This is a genomic window from Halomonas sp. DP3Y7-2 (assembly GCF_019800795.1).
Lineage (GTDB): Bacteria > Pseudomonadota > Gammaproteobacteria > Pseudomonadales > Halomonadaceae > Halomonas > Halomonas litopenaei_A.
In genome coordinates this window covers 250,569-272,980 of the sequence record NZ_JAHVKJ010000007.1, presented here as the reverse complement: position 1 = coordinate 272,980, position 22,412 = coordinate 250,569, and the positions used below count along the sequence as shown (strand labels likewise).

At 62.3% G+C, this 22,412-nt stretch carries 17 protein-coding genes; 11 read left to right on the top strand and 6 right to left on the bottom strand.

Features of this window, described 5'->3' with window-relative positions; translation table 11 throughout:
• Nucleotides 1-38: 38 nt before the first annotated feature.
• The 3 genes from KUV45_RS08170 to KUV45_RS08160 all read left to right on the top strand — a co-directional run bounded on the left by KUV45_RS08170 (nt 39) and on the right by KUV45_RS08160 (nt 4,971).
• Nucleotides 39-1,928: a DUF1302 domain-containing protein gene (locus KUV45_RS08170; protein WP_222162686.1), complete on the top strand. Its 1,890-nt coding sequence runs from the start codon at nt 39-41 to the stop codon at nt 1,926-1,928.
• Between the two features lie 67 nt (nt 1,929-1,995).
• Entirely contained in the window at nt 1,996-4,020 is a 2,025-nt protein-coding gene (locus tag KUV45_RS08165) for an alkyl/aryl-sulfatase (protein ID WP_224851971.1), read from the top strand.
• Nucleotides 4,021-4,107: 87 nt separating this feature from the next.
• Complete coding sequence (locus KUV45_RS08160; protein WP_206941425.1) at nt 4,108-4,971, top strand: SDR family oxidoreductase; 864 nt, start codon at nt 4,108-4,110, stop codon at nt 4,969-4,971.
• A gap of 26 nt (nt 4,972-4,997) precedes the next feature.
• On the opposite strand, the gene KUV45_RS08155 is transcribed toward KUV45_RS08160, so the two are convergent.
• Nucleotides 4,998-6,305, bottom strand: a complete 1,308-nt coding sequence (locus KUV45_RS08155) for a DUF2252 domain-containing protein (protein WP_222162685.1) — start codon at nt 6,303-6,305, stop codon at nt 4,998-5,000.
• Nucleotides 6,306-6,753: 448 nt separating this feature from the next.
• Here KUV45_RS08155 and KUV45_RS08150 point away from each other — a divergent pair, with 448 nt between their 5' ends.
• Nucleotides 6,754-7,302: a methylated-DNA--[protein]-cysteine S-methyltransferase gene (locus KUV45_RS08150; protein ID WP_224851970.1), complete on the top strand. Its 549-nt coding sequence runs from the start codon at nt 6,754-6,756 to the stop codon at nt 7,300-7,302.
• Nucleotides 7,303-7,374: 72 nt separating this feature from the next.
• Here KUV45_RS08150 and KUV45_RS08145 read toward each other — a convergent pair whose 3' ends face one another.
• Entirely contained in the window at nt 7,375-7,728 is a 354-nt protein-coding gene (locus KUV45_RS08145; RefSeq protein ID WP_206941431.1) for a DUF427 domain-containing protein, read from the bottom strand.
• Nucleotides 7,729-8,477: 749 nt separating this feature from the next.
• On the opposite strand from KUV45_RS08145, the gene KUV45_RS08140 reads away from it, so the two are divergent.
• Nucleotides 8,478-9,200, top strand: a complete 723-nt coding sequence (locus KUV45_RS08140; protein WP_222162683.1) for a hypothetical protein — start codon at nt 8,478-8,480, stop codon at nt 9,198-9,200.
• A gap of 253 nt (nt 9,201-9,453) precedes the next feature.
• Nucleotides 9,454-10,737, top strand: a complete 1,284-nt coding sequence (chrA, locus tag KUV45_RS08135; RefSeq protein WP_222162682.1) for a chromate efflux transporter — start codon at nt 9,454-9,456, stop codon at nt 10,735-10,737.
• A 108-nt stretch (nt 10,738-10,845) separates the two neighbouring features.
• On the opposite strand, the gene KUV45_RS08130 is transcribed toward chrA, so the two are convergent.
• Entirely contained in the window at nt 10,846-11,562 is a 717-nt protein-coding gene (locus KUV45_RS08130) for a DUF3581 family protein (RefSeq protein WP_206941436.1), read from the bottom strand.
• 345 nt (nt 11,563-11,907) lie between these two features.
• Between KUV45_RS08130 and nhaD the strand changes: the two genes are divergently transcribed.
• The 5 genes from nhaD (at nt 11,908) to KUV45_RS08105 (ending at nt 19,204) form a co-directional block, all read left to right on the top strand.
• Complete coding sequence (nhaD, locus tag KUV45_RS08125) at nt 11,908-13,383, top strand: sodium:proton antiporter NhaD (protein WP_206941438.1); 1,476 nt, start codon at nt 11,908-11,910, stop codon at nt 13,381-13,383.
• Nucleotides 13,384-13,692: 309 nt separating this feature from the next.
• The gene (locus tag KUV45_RS08120) at nt 13,693-14,145 is read left to right on the top strand and encodes a hypothetical protein (RefSeq protein ID WP_224851969.1); all 453 of its coding nucleotides are present in this window, start codon (nt 13,693-13,695) and stop codon (nt 14,143-14,145) included.
• Nucleotides 14,114-15,424, top strand: coding sequence for a hypothetical protein (locus tag KUV45_RS08115; RefSeq protein ID WP_224851968.1), 1,311 nt, complete (start codon nt 14,114-14,116; stop codon nt 15,422-15,424). Before KUV45_RS08120 ends, KUV45_RS08115 begins: the two co-directional genes overlap by 32 nt.
• Complete coding sequence (locus tag KUV45_RS08110; RefSeq protein WP_222162681.1) at nt 15,424-18,291, top strand: EAL domain-containing protein; 2,868 nt, start codon at nt 15,424-15,426, stop codon at nt 18,289-18,291. Before KUV45_RS08115 ends, KUV45_RS08110 begins: the two co-directional genes overlap by 1 nt.
• A 103-nt stretch (nt 18,292-18,394) precedes the next feature.
• Nucleotides 18,395-19,204, top strand: coding sequence for a PEP-CTERM/exosortase system-associated acyltransferase (locus KUV45_RS08105; protein ID WP_206941442.1), 810 nt, complete (start codon nt 18,395-18,397; stop codon nt 19,202-19,204).
• Here KUV45_RS08105 and KUV45_RS08100 read toward each other — a convergent pair.
• The 3 genes from KUV45_RS08100 to nanR all read right to left on the bottom strand — a co-directional run bounded on the left by KUV45_RS08100 (nt 19,172) and on the right by nanR (nt 22,251).
• The gene (locus KUV45_RS08100) at nt 19,172-20,227 is read right to left on the bottom strand and encodes a DUF3541 domain-containing protein (RefSeq protein WP_222162680.1); all 1,056 of its coding nucleotides are present in this window, start codon (nt 20,225-20,227) and stop codon (nt 19,172-19,174) included. The two genes, KUV45_RS08105 and KUV45_RS08100, sit on opposite strands and share 33 nt — an antisense overlap.
• Before the next feature lie 462 nt (nt 20,228-20,689).
• Nucleotides 20,690-21,511 carry a trimeric intracellular cation channel family protein gene (locus tag KUV45_RS08095; protein WP_224851967.1) on the bottom strand — a complete coding sequence of 274 codons (822 nt, stop codon included), beginning with the start codon at nt 21,509-21,511 and terminating at the stop codon, nt 20,690-20,692.
• Between the two features lie 32 nt (nt 21,512-21,543).
• Nucleotides 21,544-22,251 carry a transcriptional regulator NanR gene (gene nanR / locus KUV45_RS08090; protein ID WP_206941446.1) on the bottom strand — a complete coding sequence of 236 codons (708 nt, stop codon included), beginning with the start codon at nt 22,249-22,251 and terminating at the stop codon, nt 21,544-21,546.
• Nucleotides 22,252-22,412: the final 161 nt, after the last annotated feature.

Here is a 22,412-nt window from a genome sequence, read left to right as displayed (position 1 = left end):
GCTCCCATAACGATAACGACAAGACCAAGAGGCGAACCATGCCACTCACTTCTGCAGCGCATGCCAGCGGCATGCGCCGGACGGCCCTGTGCCTGTCCTTGGCCACCCTGCCGGGCCTCCTGTGCGTCCCTGACGCTGACGCCCTGGAGGGCGACATGGGCGAGATTCACGCCAAGCTTTCCGGCTCGCTCAGTGTCGGCGCCATCTGGCGTGCCGAATCTTCCGACCAGGACTTTCTGTTCCAGGGTAACGCCGAGGCGGCCGACTCTGGCGCCAGTGGCTACAACCCCACGGGGGCACGCAACATCGATGATGGTCGTGCCAACTATGCCGATCGCGAGCTGGCCTCCACGCCGGTGATCCTGGCGACCCAGCTGGATCTCGACTATCGCAACGTCGGTGCTCGGATTGCCGGCAAGGCCTGGTATGACATCCATCAGGAGCACCACAGCGTCCCGTTCGGCAGTCTGGCCAATGGCTACGAGCGCAACGAACCCCTCGATGACCACCGCTTTCATCGCCTGTCACGCTTCAAGGGCACGACGTTCACCGAAGCCTACGTCTACGGGGACTTCGCCCCTGCGGGCCACGACCTCCATCTGACCCTCGGCGACCAGTACCTGCCCTGGGGAGAGAGCAAGTTCTTCATCAACGGGGTCAATACCATCAATCCCTACCGCCCGGCGGCGCTGCGCATGCCGGGTGACAACCTGCGCCTGGCGACCACCCTGCTGTCGGCAGAGCTGGCCCTGACACCACGCTGGGAGCTGGGGGCCTTCTACCAGCTCGACTGGGACAAGTCGGTGCTCGATGGCTGCGGCACCGCCTTCAGTTCTTACGACTACATCGCCGATGGCTGTGGTGGTGCGGTCCCCCGGGGGCCCAATGACCGGGCAGGCTACCAGGGAGATTTGTATGTCGACCGAGGACCGGACGATACGCCGGAGGATGAAGGCCAGTTCGGCTTGCGCCTGAGCTATTCGCCCAGCGCGGATACCACCTTCTCCGGCTACGCCATGAATATCCACTCCCGCCGCCCCTACGCCAGCGTCATCTCCGACAGCTACACCGGCCCCGATGACAACGGCCTGTCGCCGGGCTGGCGCCCGCCGACCGACTCAAGCTATGACCGCTCACGCAACATGCAGTACTTCGCTGACTACCCAGAGGATATCCAGGTCTTCGGGTTGGGCTTTCACACCAAGTTCGGTCAAGCCACGCGAGTGTTCGGCGAGTACAGCTTTCGTCATGACCAGCCGTTGCAGCTGGCCACCGCAGACCTGATCGCGGCCTTCATCGCCGATCCTGAATTCCTGTCCGGCGCCATTGGCCAGGACATCACCCTGGCTCAGGCCGCCCGCGACACCGCAGCAGGCGATGTCTTTCGAGGTTTTGACCGCTACGACGTGTCCCAACTGACCCTGGGCGCTATCCAGCCGGTACCGGACGTGTTGGGTGCCAAGGCGCTGGTGCTGGTGGGCGAAGCCGGCATGAAGTATGTCCACGACCTGCCCAGCCTGGACGAGCGTCGCTATGCCAAGGGCGATTTGTTTGGCACCGACCTGGCCCAGGGCAGCGAAGCGGGTTGCACCATCGCGACCGCCAACCCTGCCTACAAGGGTCGCGGCTGCTCCGGGGACGGCTACGCCAGCGATTTTTCGTGGGGCTATCGTCTGCGCGGTCAGCTGATTTACCCCAATGTGCTGCCGGGGCTGACGCTGACGCCCTACGCCCTGTTTGGCCATGACGTTTCCGGCTGGTCCTATGACCTCAACTTCGTCGAAGACCGGCTGTTCGGCAGCCTTGGCCTGCAAGCGGACTTCCAGGAGCGCTACCACGCCGAGGTGAGCTGGAGCGGCAGCGGCAACACCCCCTATGCAGATACCGACTTTGACTATCTGACGGCGAGCCTCAGGGTCGACTTCTGACCGTTGGCGCCAGCACTCAGGACCACGACAACCATCACCCTACACAAGACCAAAAGAGGATATCGTCATGATGTCTCGCTCCCTGCGCCGCACCCTGCTGGCCTCAGCCGTTGCCTTCGCCAGCTACATGCCCTGCGTTTACGCGGCGGACGCCATTGCCCCCAAGCCCGCCAGTGATGCCACCATCGCCGCCCATCAGGCCGTGCTGGACTCTCTCGATTTCTCTGACCGGGCCGACTTCGACGATGCCGGACGCGGACTGATCAAGGCCACCCCGGATCTCAAGATCCAGGCTGACGACGGTCACGTGGTCTGGGACGTCGCGATCTACCAGGAATTTCTCGACGGCGAGGCGCCCCACAGCGTCAACCCGAGCCTGTGGCGCCAGGCACAGCTCAACAATACCCCCGGTCTCTACGAAGTGGTCGATGGCATCTACCAGGTGCGCGGCTTCGACCTCACCACCATGAGCGTGATTCGTGGCGACACCGGCTGGATCGTGATCGATCCGATGACCATGACAGAGCCCGCAGAGGCCGCCATGGCACTGGTCAATCAGGAGCTTGGCCAACGACCTGTTACTGCCGTGATCTACACGCACTCTCATCCCGACCACTTCGGCGGGGTCAAGGGGGTGATCAGCCAGCAGCAGGTGGATGCGGGGGAAGTAAGGGTCATCGCCCCCGAACATTTCACCGAACACGTCGCCAGTGAGATGGTGCTGCTGGGCAACACCATGAGCCGACGTTCTCAGTACATGCACGCCATGGGCCTGCCGAGAGGGCCTCGTCAGCAGGTCGACAACGGCCTTGGCAAGGGCGTCGCCAGGGGCACCTTCACCCTGATCGAGCCCACCGAAGAGATTACCGCCAGCGGCCAGACGCTGACCGTCGATGGTGTCGAGGTCGAGTTCCAGCTGACGCCCTCCACCGAAGCCGATGCCGAGATGATGTTCTACTTTCCCCAGCACCGCGCGCTGATGGCGGCAGAGAACCTCAACGCCTCGATGCACAACATGCTGACACCACGCGGCGCCAAGGTGCGCGATGCCCTGGCCTGGGCCGGCGCCCTGGATGACACCCTCAGCCTGTTCGGGAGTCGCTCGGATGTGGTGTTCACCTCCCACTACTGGCCGCGCTGGGGCCAGGACAATGTTCGCAACTACATCGAGAAGCAGCGCGATGCGATCAAGTACCTGCACGACCAGACCCTTCGGCTGGCCAACCTGGGCTACAAACGCGATGAAATTGCCGAGGCCATCCAGCTGCCGGATAGCCTGGCGCAGGAGTGGTTCAATCGCGGCTACTACGGCACCGTCACCCATAACGTGAAGGGCATCTACCAACGTTACCTGGGCTTCTGGAGCGGCAATCCCGCCACACTGAACCCGCTGCCTCCGGTGCCGGCGGGACAGCGCTATGTCGAGGCATTGGGTGGCGCCGACGCCGTGCTGGCCCTTGGCCAGTCCGCCGTTGAGCAAGGCGACTACCGCTGGGCGGCGATGCTGCTCGATCATCTGGTGCAGGCCCAACCGCAACTTGCCGAGGCCCGTGAGCTACAGGCGGACGTCTTCGAACAGCTCGGCTACCAGACCGAGTCGGGCCCCTGGCGCAACATCTACCTGACCGGAGCCCGGGAACTGCGCAACGGCATCGACACCGCCAATGCGGTCACCACCGCCTCCCCGGACATGATCGCTGCGCTGCCGATCGAGCAGGTCTTCGACCTGCTGGCGGTTCGTCTCAATGGTCCCCGCGCAGCCGCCACGCGCCTCGCTATCGACTGGCACTTCAGTGACAGCGATCGCCACTACCGGTTGAGCCTGGCCAACGGCGTCCTGCGTCACCGTCGCGACGCCACCGGTGATGACGCCGATCTGAGCCTCACCCTGTCACGAGATGTGCTGAACCGTGTGCTACTGCAGCAGACGTCCCTGGGCGATGAAATCGCCGCAGGGCGTGTGACCCCACAGGGTGACCTGCAAACATTGCAGACCCTCTTTGCCCTGATGGATACCTTCAGCCCCACCTTCCCGATTGCCACTTCCGCCATCCCCGCCAACGCCTCAGAGGCTGCTTCTGCCAGCGACTAGCAGCGTAATGACAACGCAACAACAGTCACGAGGTGCAAACGCCCGGGCGGTCACCCGGGCCTTCATTTGGCGAGCGGGAGAGAAAGCATGTTCAAGCAACGTCATATCGTCATCACCGGAGGCTCCTCCGGGCTTGGGCTGGCACTGGCCGGCAGACTGCTGGATAAAGGCGCCCGCGTCACTTTGGTGGCGCGCCAACGGGCGCGTCTGGAAAGCGCCCAGCGTTCACTCATCGCCGCACGGCCCTCCGCCGTGGTCGAGATTGAGGCTCTGGACGTGACCGATGCGGCCGCTACACGCAGCGGCATGGACGCCATTGCCGCCAGAACAGAGGGCATCGATGGCCTGATCAACTGCGCCGGCATCCTGCGCGAGGGCTACTTCGAGACCTTGACCGACAACGACTTTCGCGAGGTCATGGAGGTCAACTACTTCGGACCGCTCAACGCCACCCGGGCGGCATTGCCCCATCTGGTCGCCGGCAGCAACAACGACACCAGCACCGGCGCGCCCACGGCCTGGCTGATCAATATCGCCTCGGTGGCTGGCCTCACGGGCGTCTTTGGCTATACCCCCTACTGCGCCAGCAAACACGCCCTGGTGGGTTTGACCGAATCGCTCTACTACGAACTCTCGCCGCGTGGCATTCGCGTCCAACTGGCCTGCCCCGGCGAATTCGACTCCCCGATGGTGGATCAGCTCGAACAGGGCCGCACCCCGGAAAACCGCGCCCAGACGCTGTCCATTCCCAAGGCCAGCGTCGACGCCATCGCCGACGACATCATGGCTGGGCTGGCCCAGGGCGACTTCCTGATCGTGCCGACCCGCAAGGCGCGCCTGGCGACCCTGGGCATGCGACTGCTGCCGAGCCTGTCGCGCAGGCTGATGAGGCGCACCGTCGAACGGGTCTATCAGGGCCCCGACGACGGCCTGCAGCGACAGATCGGTTAGGTCGTGCGCCTCAACGCTGGCGAGGGTCAGGTGGCTGCGGCCTGTGCCTCCACAAAGGTTTGATGGTCCTGAGCCACGCAGCGGGCATAGCTCAGGGACAGGGTACTCACCATTTCCACGACGCTGTCCAGCTGGCCGTCAACCTGGCGACCGACCGCACGGGCAAAGCGCCCAGGGTCGTCAGGCGTGAGCGCCGCTGCTCCGCGTAGATGCTCCCGAGCCAGAATCGCTCCCCACTGCTTCACCAGCTGCCGATACGCCTTGCCGCTATCGAGCTTGTGGGTCGGAAAGTCCTCTTTATAGGGAGATCGCTCACGCACCGAGAACACCTTGTCACCCAGGTGCAGCCACCCCAGATAGATGTCGGGGTGTTCGGCAATGGCTCGAAAGGCGGCGGCGTGACGGGCGCCTTCGTGGGGAAAAGTGGCTTTCCAGGCTCGCTTGCCGGCGCTGCTCATGAGTACCAGTCCTGCTGGCCCCGGCTGCTCCTTGACGTCGAGAATGACATCGTCGTGCTCGTGATCCTTGCCTCCCTCGATCAAGACGTAGTAGCGCTCGAGGCCCAGCGACCCGGTACCGGCATCGATCCGCCTGGCGGTATCCTTGACGGAAAAGTGCGCATCCCCCGCGTCACTCAGCTCACCTTTCAGGGTACTGCGGTACTCTTCATTGATGGCCTTGCGCAGCTGACTATCCAGATGGGCAGGCAAGTTGATCAGCTTGCCTTCACGCTGCAGCCTGCGCCCGGTTTCCTCCTGCACGGTCCACTTGTCGAGCATCTTGGCCCGACTTTTCTTGCGTTCCACCTTCTGCATGAAGGGCTTGAGCGGCCCCTTGGCGGTATCGACACTGACATGCCCCGGCGACTCTCCCGCGCGATACGTCGCCAGGGTCTTGTGGTAGCTGAGCACCAGATGCTTGAGACCACGCCTCAATGTCTTGCGCGAGACGCCATTCTCCTCGGCATCCAGCACCAGGCTGATGGACAGGCGCCACAGGTCATACTGATAGTCCCCGATCAGCGCATCGTCGAAGTCGTCCATGCCATATCGCACGCGATCGTCATGGTGGCCATAGGCGCCGAAGTTGTAGGCGTGGGCATCGCCCTGCAACCATGTCTGCGTGTCCACCTGGCCACCGAAGAGAGAGAAGCGCCAGTCGTGCCAGACATCCGCCCAGTAAAGATGATTGGTGCCCCGAAAGAAGGCGTAGGGAGACGCCGCGATCTTGGCGTACTTGGTGCGCTGGTCATCCGCATCAAGGTGCGCGTTGGCCGTGTGGATGGCCTCCATGACCTGACGCGGTCGATGGTGGCGAGTCAGGGGAAGTGACATGCCAGTCTCCTCAGCAGCTGACAGACGTCATCGGCAGACGATGCCGTCCAGAGAGTTTTCAGAGAGTGCCGCTTTTGGCCAGTCCTGGCCTCAAGGCGCGAATAGACGCGTCATCAAGCATACCTTTCGGAAGCCGGACATGCCGTCTCACCAGCCAACGCCGACCAGGCGCCGGGGCGACACGCTCGACAACCCCGTCGTCAGTGGTGGGCGCCCCCTGCCCTCAGAGGACAGAGGCACAACGCACCGCGCTCGCCCATGGCTGGCGTTACGTGGTAATGATGGGCAGACGGCGGACGTCGAGGGGCAGGCGGTCTTCGTAGAAAGCGCGATCCCGAGGTATGGCGGGCCAGTAACGGTCATACCGGGCGACCTGGGCATTTCCTCAATAGGGATGACACCCGCCCCTGACACCGTCATCTTTTACGGCCACTGTGGAGACTCGATCATGCCAAGGCGCGCAACGCCCATCCAGGCTGACCCGCAAACCCGTTACGCCGGCTTTGCTGGCATCGACGTCTATCATCCTCCCGCCAGCAGCGCTCTGGGCGCTGTCGTCATCGCGGCAAGCGCCCGGGGCATCGCCAGAATTGACTTTATGGAGAGCGCCGCGGCAGCGACGATCACGCCCCGCGCCACGCCCTTGACGGAGGTCTGCCGTGAACAGCTGACAGAGTTCTTTGCCGGACAGCGTCAGCAGTTTGATCTACCGCTCGAGCCGCAGGGCACCGAGTTTCAGCGCCAGGTGTGGCAGGCACTGGCCGCCATTCCCTTCGGCGAAACGCGAAGCTACGGACAACTTGCCGAAGGCCTGGGACGCAAGGGTGCCCAGCGAGCGGTGGGGGCGGCCAACGGGCGAAATCCGATTTCGATCGTGATTCCCTGCCATCGGGTCATTGGCAGCGACGGCAGCCTGACCGGCTATGCTGGTGGGATGGGGCGCAAGCAGTGGCTGCTCGCCTTCGAAGCGCAGGAAGTGCCGCTGACGCTGTGCTGAGGGCAGCTAGCATAGACTCCGCCAGCCCGCCGCTCAGCGGACAGATATCACCTTGCCGGACGGAGAAAGGTCTCAGGACTCGACATTGGCAGACGCGATTCGCGGATCGAAGACCAGGTGCGCACGAATGGCCTGGACGTCATCCAGCGGGTGCTCGTAGCTCCACACAGCATCCTCATAGCGTTGCCCATCGACATCGACATGGAAGTAGCTGGCATCCCCCTTGAAGGGACAGTGCGTGCGCGTCTCGCTGGGCGTCAATCGTGTCATGTCCACATCAGCCCGAGGAAGATAAAGCCTCGTTGGATAGCCAGGTTCGTTCAACTCGAGCGCGTGCAGGGTGTCGGCGACCACCTCGCCATCAATATCCACTCGCACGCGAGTAGTCAGGGGATAGATCGCAATACGCTGTCGTGGTGCATCCATCGGCATTCTCCTGTGATTGATTAACCCGCAATCCCGCTGGCCAAGTGACGCCTCGCCGTCTTCCACTGGTAACTCACCGGGTGCCCTTCATCGACCGTGCCGATACCCGTATACGTGTGTTATCTCGGCGGTGCCACGCCTTTCGTTCTGACTATCACTAGAGCCTAGTACTGAGGATCATTAGAGCTTAGTGCTGACGGTGATTAGAGCCTAGTTCTGCCCGTCATGAGACCGTGTCCACGATGACTGCCATGGTCGCGGGCTCTGTAGGGACTATCTCGCTGCTATTGGGTGCTTTCTCAAGGAAAAAACTTACGTTCTCACGCAGCTATCCTACTGCGAGCGGCCCTGTTGACGTCTTTTTCTTGAGCTTCCCTCACCCAAGAATGAGAGGGGGCCGCTAGTGTCAGCCGCCCTTTTCATCACACCATCGCATCACACAATTGCATCACCCTATCGCTTCACACTATCCCGCTCTTTTCGGCAGATTATCATGCTGTGAGAATTCAACTCGGTCCGCGTTATGCTGCCTCGGTCGTGGTTCCCATGACGTTTCCCTATTGACCAAAAATCAACGAAGACTCATTTAGTGGAATCCAATGTCAGGGTTTTCTATCCTAGGCCCTCGTGGCGCCATTTTCGGGCCACGAATCTGGCACTACCTGACGCGCTCAGGCGCTTTCATGACGATAACATCTGGCGCATTTCAGCCGGTCAGACCCACCGGTGCGCCGCCCAAGGAAACTTTCATGCCCCCGTTCGCCCGCACATCGCTTGCCCTGGCCCTGCCTCTGCTGACCGCCGCCTGCGCCAGCATGTCCACCAGCAAACCCGCTGTCGCTCAATCCCTCGACTGGACCGCGACCCCCGTCTACACCACCCTGACGCTGTCTGCCGGCTTCCAGCCGGATCCTCAGACGGTCAGCGTCATGGCTGGCGGCGATACACGTGCAAGCGTTGTCAGTGCCGACTGTGCGGGCTTCGTCAATCCCACTGCTCCGGACGTGGACATCAATTACACCGCCGGCAGCTATCCGCTGAAGATCGCCGCCAGTGCCTCCAGCGATACGACGCTGGTGGTCTATGATCCTGCCGGTATCTGGCACTGCAACGATGACGCCAGCGGCACCAATCCCGCCATTGTGTTGCCCAATCCGGCAAGCGGTAACTACAACGTGTGGATCGGCACCTATGAGTCGGGCGGCCGACTGGTGCCGGCGGAACTGCAAATTTCCGAGTCTGTGAGTTCGAACACCGCGGCTGCCAGCCCTTCTGCCAGTGCCTCCAACGATTACATTGGTGGCGATATCGAGTGGGGGGATGATGGAAGCCAGTGGAGCAATGACGGTGAGTGCGATGATCCGCGCTTCCTGGGCCCGGGCGCTGCCGCCGGCAACATCGACGCCGACCGCTTCCACGACGCCAGCGACTGCCGCAGCCTGTACGAACAGGGCCAGCTCTACTTGCGCTAAGAGAGTTCAGACGCGCGGATGACGCCTGCCGCCCTTCGCGTTCAGGACTCACCGCGTAAGGCCCTTTGCCCGCGGGGTGCATGCGAAGTGCTACATGCCTTCACATGCACCTCATTTCGCGGCGGGTCCTGCGGTGGTGCCATGGTGATCCATCGCGGCCAACGAGACTCTGCGTGTGTTTACCACATGGGCATTCATCGCATGGTCATGGGAAGACGATACGCTGAACCGACCTTTTTCCTTCGGTGAACCCATGCACCACGATCGCCCCTCTTCACGCCGCCGTTCTTCACACGGTCGCGGTCCGGATCACTCCTGTCCGGACACCCCGTGGCAAGATCATCCTGCTCCAGGATATCGGGAGATTTTCCTGACGTTTCTTGGCCTGGGGCTGACATCCTTTGGCGGGCCTGTCGCTCACCTGGGCTACTTTCGGCAGGTCTTTGTCAAACAGCGTGGATGGCTTTCTGATACCGCTTACGCGGAGCTGGTCGCGCTGTGTCAGTTCTTGCCGGGCCCTGCCAGTAGCCAGGTGGGGCTGGCCATCGGGCTGATGCGCGGAGGACTGACCGGGGCGCTGCTGGCCTGGCTCGCCTTCACACTGCCTTCTGCGCTGGCGATGATGGCATTTGCACTGGGTGCTGGCAGCATGGACGGCGCCATCGGCGAGGCGCTGATTCATTCGCTCAAGCTGGTGGCCGTCGTCATTGTCGCTCACGCGATCCACGGCATGGCGCGTCAACTGTGTCCCGACCTGCCCCGTGCAGGCATTGCGCTGGCTGCCCTGGCGGTCATGCTCGCCATGGGTGGCATCAGTGCACAGGTGGCCGTCATCCTGTTCGGGGGCCTGTGTGGCATCTGGTGGCTAAGCGCCGACGTTCCCTCAGCCTCTACCACTTCCCTGGCGGCGCCCCTTGCTGGCTGGGTCAGTGCGCTGGCACTTTTGCTTGGCGCCGTGATGCTGGTGGCCTTGCCGATCCTGGCGGCAGGCACCGACGCCCTATGGGCCGACCTTGCCGACAGCTTCTACCGGGCGGGGGCTTTGGTCTTTGGCGGCGGCCACGTCGTGTTGCCGCTACTCGACGCCGAAATGGTGGGCAAGGGGCTGGTGTCAGAAGCGGACTTTGTGGCGGGGTACGGCGCTGCCCAGGCAGTCCCGGGGCCTCTGTTCACCTTTGCGGCCTATCTGGGCACCGTGGCGGGAGGCATGAGCCTATGGGCCGGTGCTCTTGCGCTGGTCGCCATCTTCCTTCCTGGCGCCCTGCTGGTGGTGGGCCTACTGCCACTGTGGCAGCGCTTGGGCCAGCACGCTCGTTTGAGAGCGGCGATGAAGGGAGCCAATGCCGCCGTCGTCGGACTGCTCGGTGCGGCCTTCATCGATCCTATCTGGCGAAGTGCGATCGATTCGCTGGTCGACATCGCCACCGTGGCGGCAGGTTTTATTGTGCTGAAGCGCATCCCTGTGTGGGCGCTGGTGCTTCTGTTTCTGGCCCTTGGTCTGGTTCGGGGATCATGGAGCTTGCTGCTGCAGGGGTAGTCCAACAGCACGCTGGCTCTGACTCTGGCTCTGGCTCCGACCCTGGCGTCACTCAGAACATACCCCCTGTCCCAGCGCATCCTCTCCCAGCGCTGAGGGCAACCGCCCTCAGCAGGTCACGCCCGCGTGCTCCTGCTTGAGTCGATAGAAGTCCTCGACGATCTCCTCCATGGCGCCAGCGTCGTAGGGGCAGAGCCCGCTCACCACCAGCTTCTTGCCACCACGCCCGATCACCTCACCCGCCGCCTCAATGGCAAAATCGAGATGCACATCGCCACGCTTGCCAATCACTTCCAGCCGCGAGTCAAGCAGCCGCAATGCTGGCATCTGGGCATCCAGTCGATCCAGCGAGAAGCCCATGCTGTCGTAGATCACCAGCGGACGCTTGGGATTGAACATGACGCCGCAGTCTTCCATCAGCGGCTTCAGGTAGTGAGGGAAATTCTTGCCCGAAAAGGCGACATAGCAGCGCGTGAAGGCTTCAACCACCTGCTCGTCGAAGGTCACCTCACCACGCCGCTCTACCTCGAGGTAACACTTGCCATCACCGTCCTGCACCCGGATGACGCGATCACCATGCTCGATGAAACTGAGCGGGCGGTCGGCGCCCACCATGGCCAGGAACCGGAAATTCATGTGCTGCGACAGACCAAATCGCTTCAATACCAGGGCGAACAGCAGATCTCCGGGGACACAGAACCGACGGGCGCCCGGCGTGTGGATCGGATTGAAGTCACCGGCGATACACTTGGCAAAACGGCTGGCCTGTTCGGCAGACACCAAGATGCAATCGTCGATACAGGAATGATACTCATCAAGAAACATGGGACGGACGCCTGGCTAAAACTGGAGTGGGAAAGGCCGGCTCAGCCCTTCTGGCCCGCATGATGCCATAGATCCCCATCAAATGAGCAGGTCCGTGAATGCTTCAACCGATCCACGTCAGTTGCGCCAGCGTCGCGTTTCTTGTCCTGCCCGCCACTTCATGACACTTCTTTGCCGACATGTGACCCCTTATGGCTGCACCGGCTACCTCCAGGTCACGGCACCAACGCCCCCTACCAAAGGTGCAGCACAGCGCGCCTTTGGCAGCATATTGCGGTGCAAAACGCTGTGATAGGCTCGATGGCGATTTCTCCATCTTTCATTCATTTTCAGGATGCCATCGTCATGTACACGACTGATATTGGCTTACGACGACCACGTCGCTGGCCGCTGCTGATCGCCATGCTCCTGGCGGGCCTCACACTGGCAGGCAACAGCCTCGCTGTTACCGGAGAGCTTGATCTCACCAGCTCCACCACTGGCTTCATTGCGGTAGCCATCTTCGTACTGGCCTATGCACTGGTCATGGCCGAAGAAAAGCTGCATATGCGCAAGTCCAAGCCAGTATTGGTTGCTGCGGGCTTGATCTGGGCGCTGATTGGCTGGACCTACGTTCAGTCCGGCATGCCTGACGCGGCAGAGCATGCCTTCCACGTCACCCTGCTGGAATTTTCCGAGCTGATGCTGTTCCTGCTGGTGGCGATGACCTACATCAACGCCATGGATGAACGCAGGGTATTCGACGGGCTGCGCTCGTGGATGGTGCAGAAGGGGTTCAGCTATCGCACCCTGTTCTGGCTGACCGGCGGCCTGGCGTTCGTGATTTCCCCCATCGCCGACAACCTGACCACCGCGCTGCTGATGTGTGCAGTGGTGACGAAGGTGGCGGAAGGCGACAAGAAGTTCATCAATCTGTGCTGCATCAATATCGTGGTGGCGGCCAACGCGGGAGGGGCCTTCAGCCCGTTCGGCGACATCACCACGCTGATGGTCTGGCAGGCCGGACTGATCGAGTTTCAGGAGTTCTTCGACCTGCTGCTTCCCTCGCTGGTCAACTTCCTGGTGCCGGCGGTGGTCATGAGCTTTTTCATCCACAACCGTACCCCGGACAGCCTGGAAGAGACGGTCGAACTCAAGCGTGGCGCCAGACGTATCATCGTGCTGTTCCTGCTGACGGTAGCGACTGCCGTGGCCTGCCATACCCTACTGCACCTGCCGCCGGTGCTGGGCATGATGACCGGGCTCGGCTACCTCCAGTTCTTCGGCTTCTACCTGCGCAAGAGTCTGCCGAAGTCGTTGGACCGCAAGCGCACTGCCTATACCCAGAAAGGTGACTGGAAGAAGCTCGAACAGCTCGGCAGTGTGGTGCCCTTTGACGTCTTCAACCGCGTGGCGAGGGCCGAGTGGGATACGCTGCTGTTCTTCTACGGCGTCGTCATGTGCGTCGGTGGCCTGGGCTTCATGGGCTATCTCGGTCTGCTCTCCGACGTGATGTACCAGCAGTGGGATGCGACCTGGGCCAATATCGCGCTGGGCATCATCTCGGCGGTGGTCGACAACATTCCCGTGATGTTCGCGGTGCTGACGATGGAGCCGGACATGTCTCACGGCCACTGGCTGCTGATCACGCTGACCGCAGGCGTCGGCGGCAGCTTGCTGTCGATCGGGTCTGCTGCAGGGGTCGCACTGATGGGCCAGGCTCGCGGCTACTACACCTTCATGGGCCACCTGCGCTGGGCGCCGGTGATTGCCCTCGGCTACGCCGCCAGCGTTGCCGTGCACCTGTGGCTCAACCAGGCTAGCTTCGCCGTTTCAGGCTGAACCCGCTATCCGAGGCGAGGACCAACGCAGGTGCTGGGAGCGCTTGCGTTGGTGGCATAAACTCTTTGCTACCTCTCTTTTGCCGCACATTGGCTCTCCTTAGGATAAGCTTGTTAAAGCACAATACAGACGCATGACATGCGTAAAGACATAAGGCTATCCGCTCTTGCATGGCGCTGCCGTCGCCTATACCGCGCAGGCGCCATGACGCAAGGAAGCCAAGCAGGGAACTCAGACCTTTATGACACCGTGGATGCCACTCTCCAGGCGACATCTGCCCGCTAGCGGGGCGATCGAGAGGCTGCATTGATGCGCAAGGCTGCTCTTCGCCTCCTGTTCTGCGTATGTACGGCTCTGCTGACAGGAGGGCTCGTCGGCACGACCGCGTGGGGAAAGCCCCCGACTGACGTCGCCGTCATCGCACACCCTGGCGTCGCCCTGCAGGAGCTGGACCGAGACACGCTCAGGGCGATCTTTGCCATGCGTCTTCGCACCTGGCCCGACGGCCATGCGGCGGAAGTTTACGTACTGGCCAACGACGACCCGGTTCACGGGGCCTTCGTCAAACAATGGCTCTCCGTCTATCCCCACCAACTGCAGTTGGCATGGGACCGCATTGTTTTTTCCGGCACTGGCCAGGCACCCCACCGCGTGCGCAGCCAGCGGGACATGATTGACACGGTGGCGTCCACCCCAGGTGCCATCGGCTACATCGAAAGGGAGTACCTGGATGAGCGCGTCCAAGCCATCAGCAGGGATTAGCGAAGCGCTATCAGCTTGCCGCGAGCCATTTTCGCCTGGCATCCACGGCGGCCACTATCATGCCATGGGGCGAGTGCCTCAACGCCATGGCCTACTCCGCGTATCGCCGGCCCGGCTAGGCCTGTTGGCGACGCTGGTGCTGGCCTGCCCGGCCAAGGCACATGCCAGCCCGTTGGATACGGTTCAGGTTCATGGTTTCCTCAGCCAGGCGCTGGTCATCACCGACGACAACAACATGTTTGGTGACAGCAGCGACAGCGGCGGCAGCTGGGACTATACAGAGCTGGGCATCAACGCATCGATTCGGCCCACGGAGAACCTGCTGCTCGCAGCACAGGCATTGAGTCGTCGCGCCGGAGGGATCGACAATGGCTCCATCGAGCTCGACTACGGGATCGCCGACTGGCAGCTGCTGTCCAACACAGAGCGCACCTTCGGCGTACAACTTGGGCGCTTCAAGAACCCTTTCGGCTTCTACAACCAGACCCGTGACGTTGCCTTCACTCGCCCCAGTATTCTGCTTCCCCAGTCGATCTACTTCGATCGCACGCGTTCGCTGGGACTTTCCGCCGACGGACTGAAGCTCTACCACGAAGAGCGCATCAACGATGGCGTGATTCATACCCAGCTCGGGGTCGGCCAGGCCCAGGTCGACGATGACGTCGAAGAGGTCCTCGGCCTGGATGTCCTGCCGGGCTCCTTCGACGCCGATACCTCGCTGGTGGGTCAGGTCCGCTATGAACATGATGGTGGACGCATGGTGTTCGCCTTGAGTGCCGCGTCCGTCAAGGCCGACTATGACTCTCCCGGAGCCTTTCCCGGAGACGGCAAGCTGGACTTCCAACCCTGGATATTTTCCGCGCAATACAATGCCGAGCAATGGAGTCTGACGGCGGAGTATGCCCTGCGCGATGTCGAGCTGGCCGGGTTCAATGCGTTCGAGGACAACAAGAACCAGGGCGAAAGCTGGTACGTGCAGTACCGTCGCCGTTTTCTCGACGACTGGCGCTGGCTGATTCGCTACGACAGCCTGGTCAACGACCGCGATGACCGTAACGGCAACGACTACGAACGCGAGGGCCGTGGGCCGAGCTATTCCCAGTACGCCAACGACTGGACCTTCGGGTTGCAGTGGCAGCCCCATAGCCGCGTCATGCTGGCGGGGGAGTACCACCACGTGGACGGCACTGCCTGGCTACCGGTGCAGGACAATCCGGACCCGCGTGATACAGAGCGCAGCTGGGACATGTGGCTCTTTCAGCTGTCGTTGAGGTTCTGATGTCACGTGCTTCCGATAGCCGATCCCAGCGCTTGCGCCTGGGCTTGACCTGGCGTGTGGTGACGCTGACCAGCCTATTGCTGGTCGCCCTGGCGGTGCTCTTCACGTACCTCTCCTACACCAACCTCACGCGGCAGTTTACGGCCTCTCGCCAAGAACAGATCGAGCGCCAGCAACGAGAGCTCGAATTTGCCATCCGCCGCTCGGAGAACGGCTTGCAGCAGCTGGCGGGACTCATTGCCGCGTCTCCTGACCTGGGTCCCGCACTACGCCGCCCTACTCTGCCCTTGTCGGCTGCCGAGCTGTCACCGGACCTGGCATCGCTGTGGCCTTCACTGCAGCTGGAAGCCGGCGTAGAGCGCATGCTGGTGTATGACGACCAGGCCGGCCTGGTCATGGCGCTGGGAGGTGAACCGGACCAACAGGCGCCCTCTCGCTACACGCGCTGGATGACCACCGTCATGCGTGAGGAACGCCCCTTATCCCCTCTTGAGTGTGCCCCCCAGTGCCGCCAGTACGCCGTGGTCCCCGTTCTGGCCGATGGCGGCAGTTCCGGGGCTTTGCTGCTATCGCGTTCCCTGGCCGACGTGACCCGCCAGACCCGCGATATCTCGACCAGCGAAGTGGCGCTGATCAGCCTTGTGGCCAGCGACGACCAAGGGCCAGGCAACCAGGCCGAGCGACAGCTGCCTGACTGGCAAGGGCGCGTGCAGGCCGTGACCAATGCGCCCCACAGCCTGGCGCTGCTCAGGCAGGCAAGTCGCAAGCGCTCGCTCGAGGACCTGGCGCGAACGCCACTGCGCATGCAGCAGGACGGCCGCCATCTCGAGCTGTCGGCTGTGCCGCTGACCTCATCTTCCGGAACACGTGCGCCCGCCTACTTTGTGCTGATGTCCGACATCACCACGCAGATTCATGCCATCCAGCTGGACACCCGCACCCAGATGATCGCAAGCCTGTTTGGCTGGCTATCGGCGGAACTGCTGCTGCTGGCGATTCTACTGCGGCCAATGGCCCGCCTGCGACGCGTGGCCTCGGTGCTGCCGTTACTAGCTCGAGGCGGCTTCTCCCAGGCGCGTGATGCGCTGCCGCTGGCGCCACGCCGCCTACCGGACGAGATCGATGTGCTGGAAGCCAGCACACTGACCCTCGCCGACCATCTTGAGCGCCTGCAACAGCAGGTCAGCCAGCGTGGCGAAGAGCTGGCTCGCCGGATCGAGGAGCTGGCCCGGGAGCGAGACTTCATCAGCAGCCTGATCGATACCGCCCAGGTCTATATCCTGACCCAGGACGAGGAAGGACGTATCGACATGATCAACGCCTACCTCGAACAGCAGCTGAGCTGTCCGTCTCGCGAACTGCTCGGACGCCGTTTCGACGACATCTTCGATGCTGCGCTGGAGGCCTCCACGCCAGGCTCGTCCCGACTGCAGGAGGAGCGGACCCTGACCCTGCCCGATGGTGAGCTACGCACCATCATCTGGTACCACAGCCCCCTACTGGGCCGCGACAGCACGTCTCTGGCACGGATTTCGGTCGGCCTTGATATCACTGAACGCAAGGCGGCCGAGTCTCGCCTGACCTGGCTCGCCGAACGCGATCCGCTCACTGAGCTTTACAATCGACGCTTCTTCCTCGAATCCCTGCGGCGTGCACTGAGCCGTGGCGAACACGGTGCAGTGATGCTGCTGGACCTGGACCAGTTCAAGGAGGTCAATGAACTCAGCGGTCATCACGCAGGCGACCGCATGCTGCACACCGTGGCCCGGTTGCTGCAGCAGGAGTATGCCCACCGTGGGGTGATCGCACGTCTCGGGGGAGATGAGTTTGCGTTGCTGCTGAATGGCGTGGACGAGGATCATGCCATACGCATTGCCCAGCACCTGAACCAGCTGTTCGAAAGCCTCGGCTTTGTTGCCGAAGGCCGCCGCCACAGGATCACTGCCAGCATCGGCATCGTCCCCTTCCCCAGTGAAGGGGCCACACCTGCAGACCTGATGGCCAGCGCCGACGTGGCCATGTACAAGGCCAAGGCCAGCAACCTCCAACGCTGGCACCTGCTGGCCACGCTGGAGAATGCTCGTGACGAGTTGAATGAGCGCGTCTACTGGGTCGACCGTATCCGCCGTGCGCTGGTCGACGGCGACTTTGTGTTGATGGTGCAACCCATCGTCAAGCTTGAAGACCGCTCCATCCGTCACTATGAGGTGCTGCTGAGGTTGCGTGATGACGATGGCAGCCTGATCTCTCCCGCTCGCTTTATCCCGGTGGCAGAGCACTCCGGTCAGATCGTTGCCATCGATCGCTGGGTGCTGCACCACTGCGTGCACGCCCTGGCACGCCTTGACGGCATCAGCCTGGCGGTGAACCTGTCCGGCCAGTCACTGCATGACGAGGGTCTCAAGCAATTCCTGGCGGACTTGCTTGAGACCAGCCAGGCGGATCCCCACCACCTGGTGCTGGAAGTCACCGAAACCGCTGCCGTGACCGACTTTTCGACGGCACGAGGCGTACTGCAGAGCGTTCGCGACCTGGGCTGCCGTACGGCGCTGGATGACTTCGGGGTGGGCTTCTCGAGCTTCCACTACCTGGGTCAGCTGCCCGTCGACTACATCAAGATCGATGGCTCCTTCATCCGTAGCCTGGCCACCAGCCCCGATAGTCGTGTCATCGTCAAGGCGGTTTCCGACATTGCCACCGGCTTCGGCAAGCAGGCCGTCGCCGAGTTTGTGGATCAGGAGGCCCTGATCCCTCTGCTGTCGTCTTACAACATTGCCTACGGCCAGGGCTATCACCTGGGCCGCCCGGTGCCGTTCGAAGAGGTCTTCGACTTCAATCCAGTGAACAATACGCATCACGGGAAATAGTGCATATTAAAGGGACCTTAATAACAAGGGGAGGAGTGCATCTTGAGCGGGTATGCCACCTCCCCGCGACAGGCAGGAACCGACAACAGGGAGGTCACCGTCCATGCCAGCAGATGAGGCGCACAGTTCGACGCAGCGGCAACGCTTGCTAGAGCAATTTGCCGATCAATTTCGCGTCATCCTTGTACGTACCGCCGAGGACCGTGAGCGGGTCTATTCTCTGCGCCACGATGTGTTTCTGCGCGAGCTGAACTACGCGTTGCCTGGCAGCCATGACGCCAATCAGGAGCACGATGACTTCGACGATCAGGCCTTGCACTGCCTGGTCGAGCACCGGGCCAGTGGACTCGCTGCCGGGTGCGTGAGACTGGTGTTTCCGCCGCCGGATCGCCCTGACCACCTGCCCGTCATCGATGCCACTCGACATGTATTCAGCAACCGAGAGCTTCACCCCCAGCAACATCAAGGCCGCGACGTCGCAGAGATCTCGCGCCTGGCCATATCACGGCTCTTCCGAGCCCAGGCAGCGGACGAAGACATCCAGCTCGCCCAGTTCCCGCCAGAGGAGCGTCGCGCCTTTCCGCTGATCGTCACCGGTCTGTTTCTCAGTGCCCACGCGCTGGCAGGGCTTACCTCTCGTCGCCATCTGTATGCCTTGATGGAACCGCCGCTGGCAAGGCTTTTGACCTTATCCGGGTTTCGCTTCCAATCCGCCAGCGACACCATTCAATACTGCGGGGTCAGGCGCGCCTACTATATCGACAATGATCTCGCCGAGCGCGAACGCAACCCCCTGCTCGACCCTCTCTACTACCGCCTGCGTGATTCACTGAGCCGCCAGCTGCCCGCCGCTGCGGAGCCATCCCACGGCCCCGGAGGGTTATGGTACCGATCCTTCGACTGCCTCTCGTAAGCCTGTCTCGCGTACACCTGGCTCACCAGCGCCACAGGCCACTGCGGTATCTCCTTCCTCCAGCGTCAGTGAAGGTCCCGGGTAAAGACTACCGGTCCAGCCCAGGGTCATGATGGCCAGCACATTGCGATGCTCTCCACTGGCCAGATCTAGGCTGCCGTCGGTGCCTGGCAGGATTCCCGTGGAGGGATCACGACGCTCCAGCAGGATGGCATGCAGCGTCTCCACCAGTGGGTGATCCGCACGTCCCCCGAGCTGCAGCGAGAGCGCGACCTCGGCCACGATATCCGTCTTGACCTGGGCGAGTGCAGAGGACTGGGACACCAGTGCTTCCACCGCCCAGTCGACCGACCGATGTTGGGCAGTGCGCTGATAGTAGCGACTGGCGGCGATCACAAAATGCGTCAGGCCGTAGAGCCAATTGTGGTAGTCGGCGGAAGACAGCTCGGCGATCCGCTCCTCCGGGTACAGCGAGCGAAAGGCCGACGCCACGTCGTCACGTAGATCGACGATACCCAGCTCAGCGAGAAACGTCGCCTGATTGGCGACCTGGGCCGCATAGACAGAGATAACCTCGGGGTCGGTCAGGAAGGCGTGCCAGTCGACCTCGTCAAGCGCCCGCTTGAGTGACGCGTACTGGCCAGAAGGAACACGCTCCAGTAGACCGTGATACTGAGCCTGGGTCAGCCGAAACAGGATCCCCATCGGCAACATCATCTGTGGATAGTCCGCCAGCATCGTCTTGCGCCGCCGCTGCTTGGCCCGAGTCTCGGGATAGCCCTCGAGCAGCTGGCGATTTCGTGCGCGCAGCGCCGCAGGATCCTCCACCGTGGCGGCGTCACGCGCCAGCTGTTGCAGCAGGCGCAGTGCATACTGACGATTCCAGCAAAGATAGGCGGTATCCCCGGTCAGTCGCCACAGTCGCTGCGCATAGTGACGCTGCTTGTCATTGGGCAGGGAATCCAAGGCTCCATCGTAGCTAGCACGAATTTCCCCCGCCGCCTGGCGTGAGCGGGCTTCCAACAACCGCTCAGTCTGGACAGGGGACAAGGCGTCGGCAGGTGCGTGGCTAGCAGGTGAATCGTCAGCTAAGCGTGTGGATACATCGCCAGCATCATATGCCGACGCAGGGGCCGCCCAGGATAACCCTACCAGCACCACATACAGCAACCTTCGCTGCAGTCGCCGACACCTCTGCCACTGTCCCATTGCGCGCCCCCTTGCCCCGGTAACGTCGGCACACCCCCTGTGCACGCCATACGGCGCTTTTCAGACAGGCGGTGCGTTTCTGGCAAGATAGTTGATCACGCCGTCAACGACACTTGCCTAGGGTTTGTACGAAAAGTCGACGAGCGAAGGTTAGACAAGGCAAAAATCGGTGAGAAAGCGCAGTTTACAGGGGGTAAATGAGCATTTTGACCGGGCTGGCGTACCAGCTGATTTTTAACGCCGTATTACCGAGCGCAGGCACTTTTCAGACAAGCCCTAGTGGCCGTCGTCCTCATCAGGCCACAGCCGTGCCGCCTTGCGACGGGACACCAGGCGAACGCGCATCTTGGGGCGTGCCGGTGCAGGACTCAAAGGCGCTTGAGGGGGAGCCGTAGAGGCATCGCGCCGTTGCTCGTGCGCTAACGAAGCTTCAGCCGCTGAGGACGTGTCATCTGGGGGGGAGGCTGACGCAGACGGCTCGATCACGACCCACGCCACCAAGGGCAGCGCCAGCTGCCAGCGGATGGCGGCAAGCCTCAAGCCTAGGGTGGTGGCCAGGGACAGCACGATCCCCAGCATTGGCAGCTCGAGTCGAGTTAACACCACATATACGACCCCACCGGCAATGGCGGCGGTGGCGTACACCTCGCGACACAGCACCATGGGCACGCGACGCGCCAGCACGTCTCTGACCATGCCGCCTGCGACACCGGTAAACAGCCCCATCAGAACAGCGACCAGCCCCGAGGTGTCCAGCAGCAACGCCTTGTTGGCGCCGATGATGACAAACAGCGCGAGGCCGAAGGCGTCTGCTACCGGCAGGACCACCCGGTGGAGGCGGTGGATGTAGTGAAAGCCCACCAGGGCGCCCATGACGGTGGCCAGAATGACCCAGAGATAGACAGGATCACGCACCCAGAAAACCGGAGCCACGCCGAGCACCAGATCGCGCAGCGTGCCTCCGCCCACGGCGGTGACGGCGGCCAGCACCAGCATGCCGATGGGATCCATGCGCGAACGGCATGCCAGCAAGATACCCGAAAGCGCGAACACGACAGTGCCCGCCAGATCAAGCGCATAGACCAGCTGTGTATCCACTCCTTAGATCCCCTGACACGATTGCCTAACCATCAACTCGGAGCGTACACCGAGCGCGCCCGCTCCAGATGCGCCTGCATCTCGCGAATGGCGGCCCCTTCATCGGCCTTCTTGAGTGCCGCCAGGATGCGCTCGTGCTCTTCCAGCGTCACGTGCTCGCTGCCCTTCCAGTGAATCAGCGAGGTGTGAAACCGGGCCAACCATTCGAACATGGCGCGACTGACGGCGACGAAGATGGGGTTCCCGGTAGACTCGGCGATGGCGACGTGAAAGTCCATATCCGCCGCGATGAAGGCCTTGATGTCTCGGTTGAGCGCTCGCCTCTGCTGGGCAACCAGCGCTTCGAGGCGCGCCAGGTCCTTCGGTGCCAGCTTGCGCGCCGCCCTCGCCACCATGCCGACCTCAAAGAACTTCCTGGCCTCTTTCAGGTGATCCAGCGTTGCCGGCTCAGTCGCCAGCAGGTGCATGGCGGTCAGTTCGATCTGCGCCAGCATGCCGTCGGCGCTGGGGGTCAGTACCTTGGGCCGCTGCCCATGGTGAATCGCTACCAGGCCGAGGCGTTCCAGAGCCTGCACGGCCTCCCGAATAGCCGGTCGCCCTACCCCAAAGGACTCCATCAGCTCACGCTCGGAGGGCAGGCTGTCGCCTGGCGCATACGCTCCCTCCAGCAGCTGTTGATACAGCCGGTCAAACACCTCGTCGGACAACTTGCGGCGAGAAATCTTCAACGAGTCGCTCATGGCTCATTTCCTGCACTGTCTGGGCTCGTGGATCGCCTCCATGACGGGGCGCGAGCGTGACACTCGACCAAGGTCGTGTTTGACACTATCGGTCACTTATATTGTCATCATACCAGTTGCACGACGACTTGCCTCCTTCCTCATTCGAACAGGTTACCTGA

Coding starts and splice junctions, on each gene's coding strand:
- KUV45_RS08105 (WP_206941442.1), top strand. CDS start 18,395: ATGCCAGCAGATGAGGCGCACAGTTCGACGCAGCGGCAACGCTTGCTA.
- KUV45_RS08170 (WP_222162686.1), top strand. CDS start 39: ATGCCACTCACTTCTGCAGCGCATGCCAGCGGCATGCGCCGGACGGCC.
- KUV45_RS08155 (WP_222162685.1), bottom strand. CDS start 6,305: ATGTCACTTCCCCTGACTCGCCACCATCGACCGCGTCAGGTCATGGAG.
- KUV45_RS08120 (WP_224851969.1), top strand. CDS start 13,693: ATGCGCAAGGCTGCTCTTCGCCTCCTGTTCTGCGTATGTACGGCTCTG.
- nanR (WP_206941446.1), bottom strand. CDS start 22,251: ATGAGCGACTCGTTGAAGATTTCTCGCCGCAAGTTGTCCGACGAGGTG.
- KUV45_RS08130 (WP_206941436.1), bottom strand. CDS start 11,562: ATGTTTCTTGATGAGTATCATTCCTGTATCGACGATTGCATCTTGGTG.
- chrA (WP_222162682.1), top strand. CDS start 9,454: ATGCACCACGATCGCCCCTCTTCACGCCGCCGTTCTTCACACGGTCGC.
- nhaD (WP_206941438.1), top strand. CDS start 11,908: ATGTACACGACTGATATTGGCTTACGACGACCACGTCGCTGGCCGCTG.
- KUV45_RS08110 (WP_222162681.1), top strand. CDS start 15,424: ATGTCACGTGCTTCCGATAGCCGATCCCAGCGCTTGCGCCTGGGCTTG.
- KUV45_RS08160 (WP_206941425.1), top strand. CDS start 4,108: ATGTTCAAGCAACGTCATATCGTCATCACCGGAGGCTCCTCCGGGCTT.
- KUV45_RS08165 (WP_224851971.1), top strand. CDS start 1,996: ATGATGTCTCGCTCCCTGCGCCGCACCCTGCTGGCCTCAGCCGTTGCC.
- KUV45_RS08140 (WP_222162683.1), top strand. CDS start 8,478: ATGCCCCCGTTCGCCCGCACATCGCTTGCCCTGGCCCTGCCTCTGCTG.
- KUV45_RS08115 (WP_224851968.1), top strand. CDS start 14,114: ATGAGCGCGTCCAAGCCATCAGCAGGGATTAGCGAAGCGCTATCAGCT.
- KUV45_RS08150 (WP_224851970.1), top strand. CDS start 6,754: ATGCCAAGGCGCGCAACGCCCATCCAGGCTGACCCGCAAACCCGTTAC.
- KUV45_RS08145 (WP_206941431.1), bottom strand. CDS start 7,728: ATGGATGCACCACGACAGCGTATTGCGATCTATCCCCTGACTACTCGC.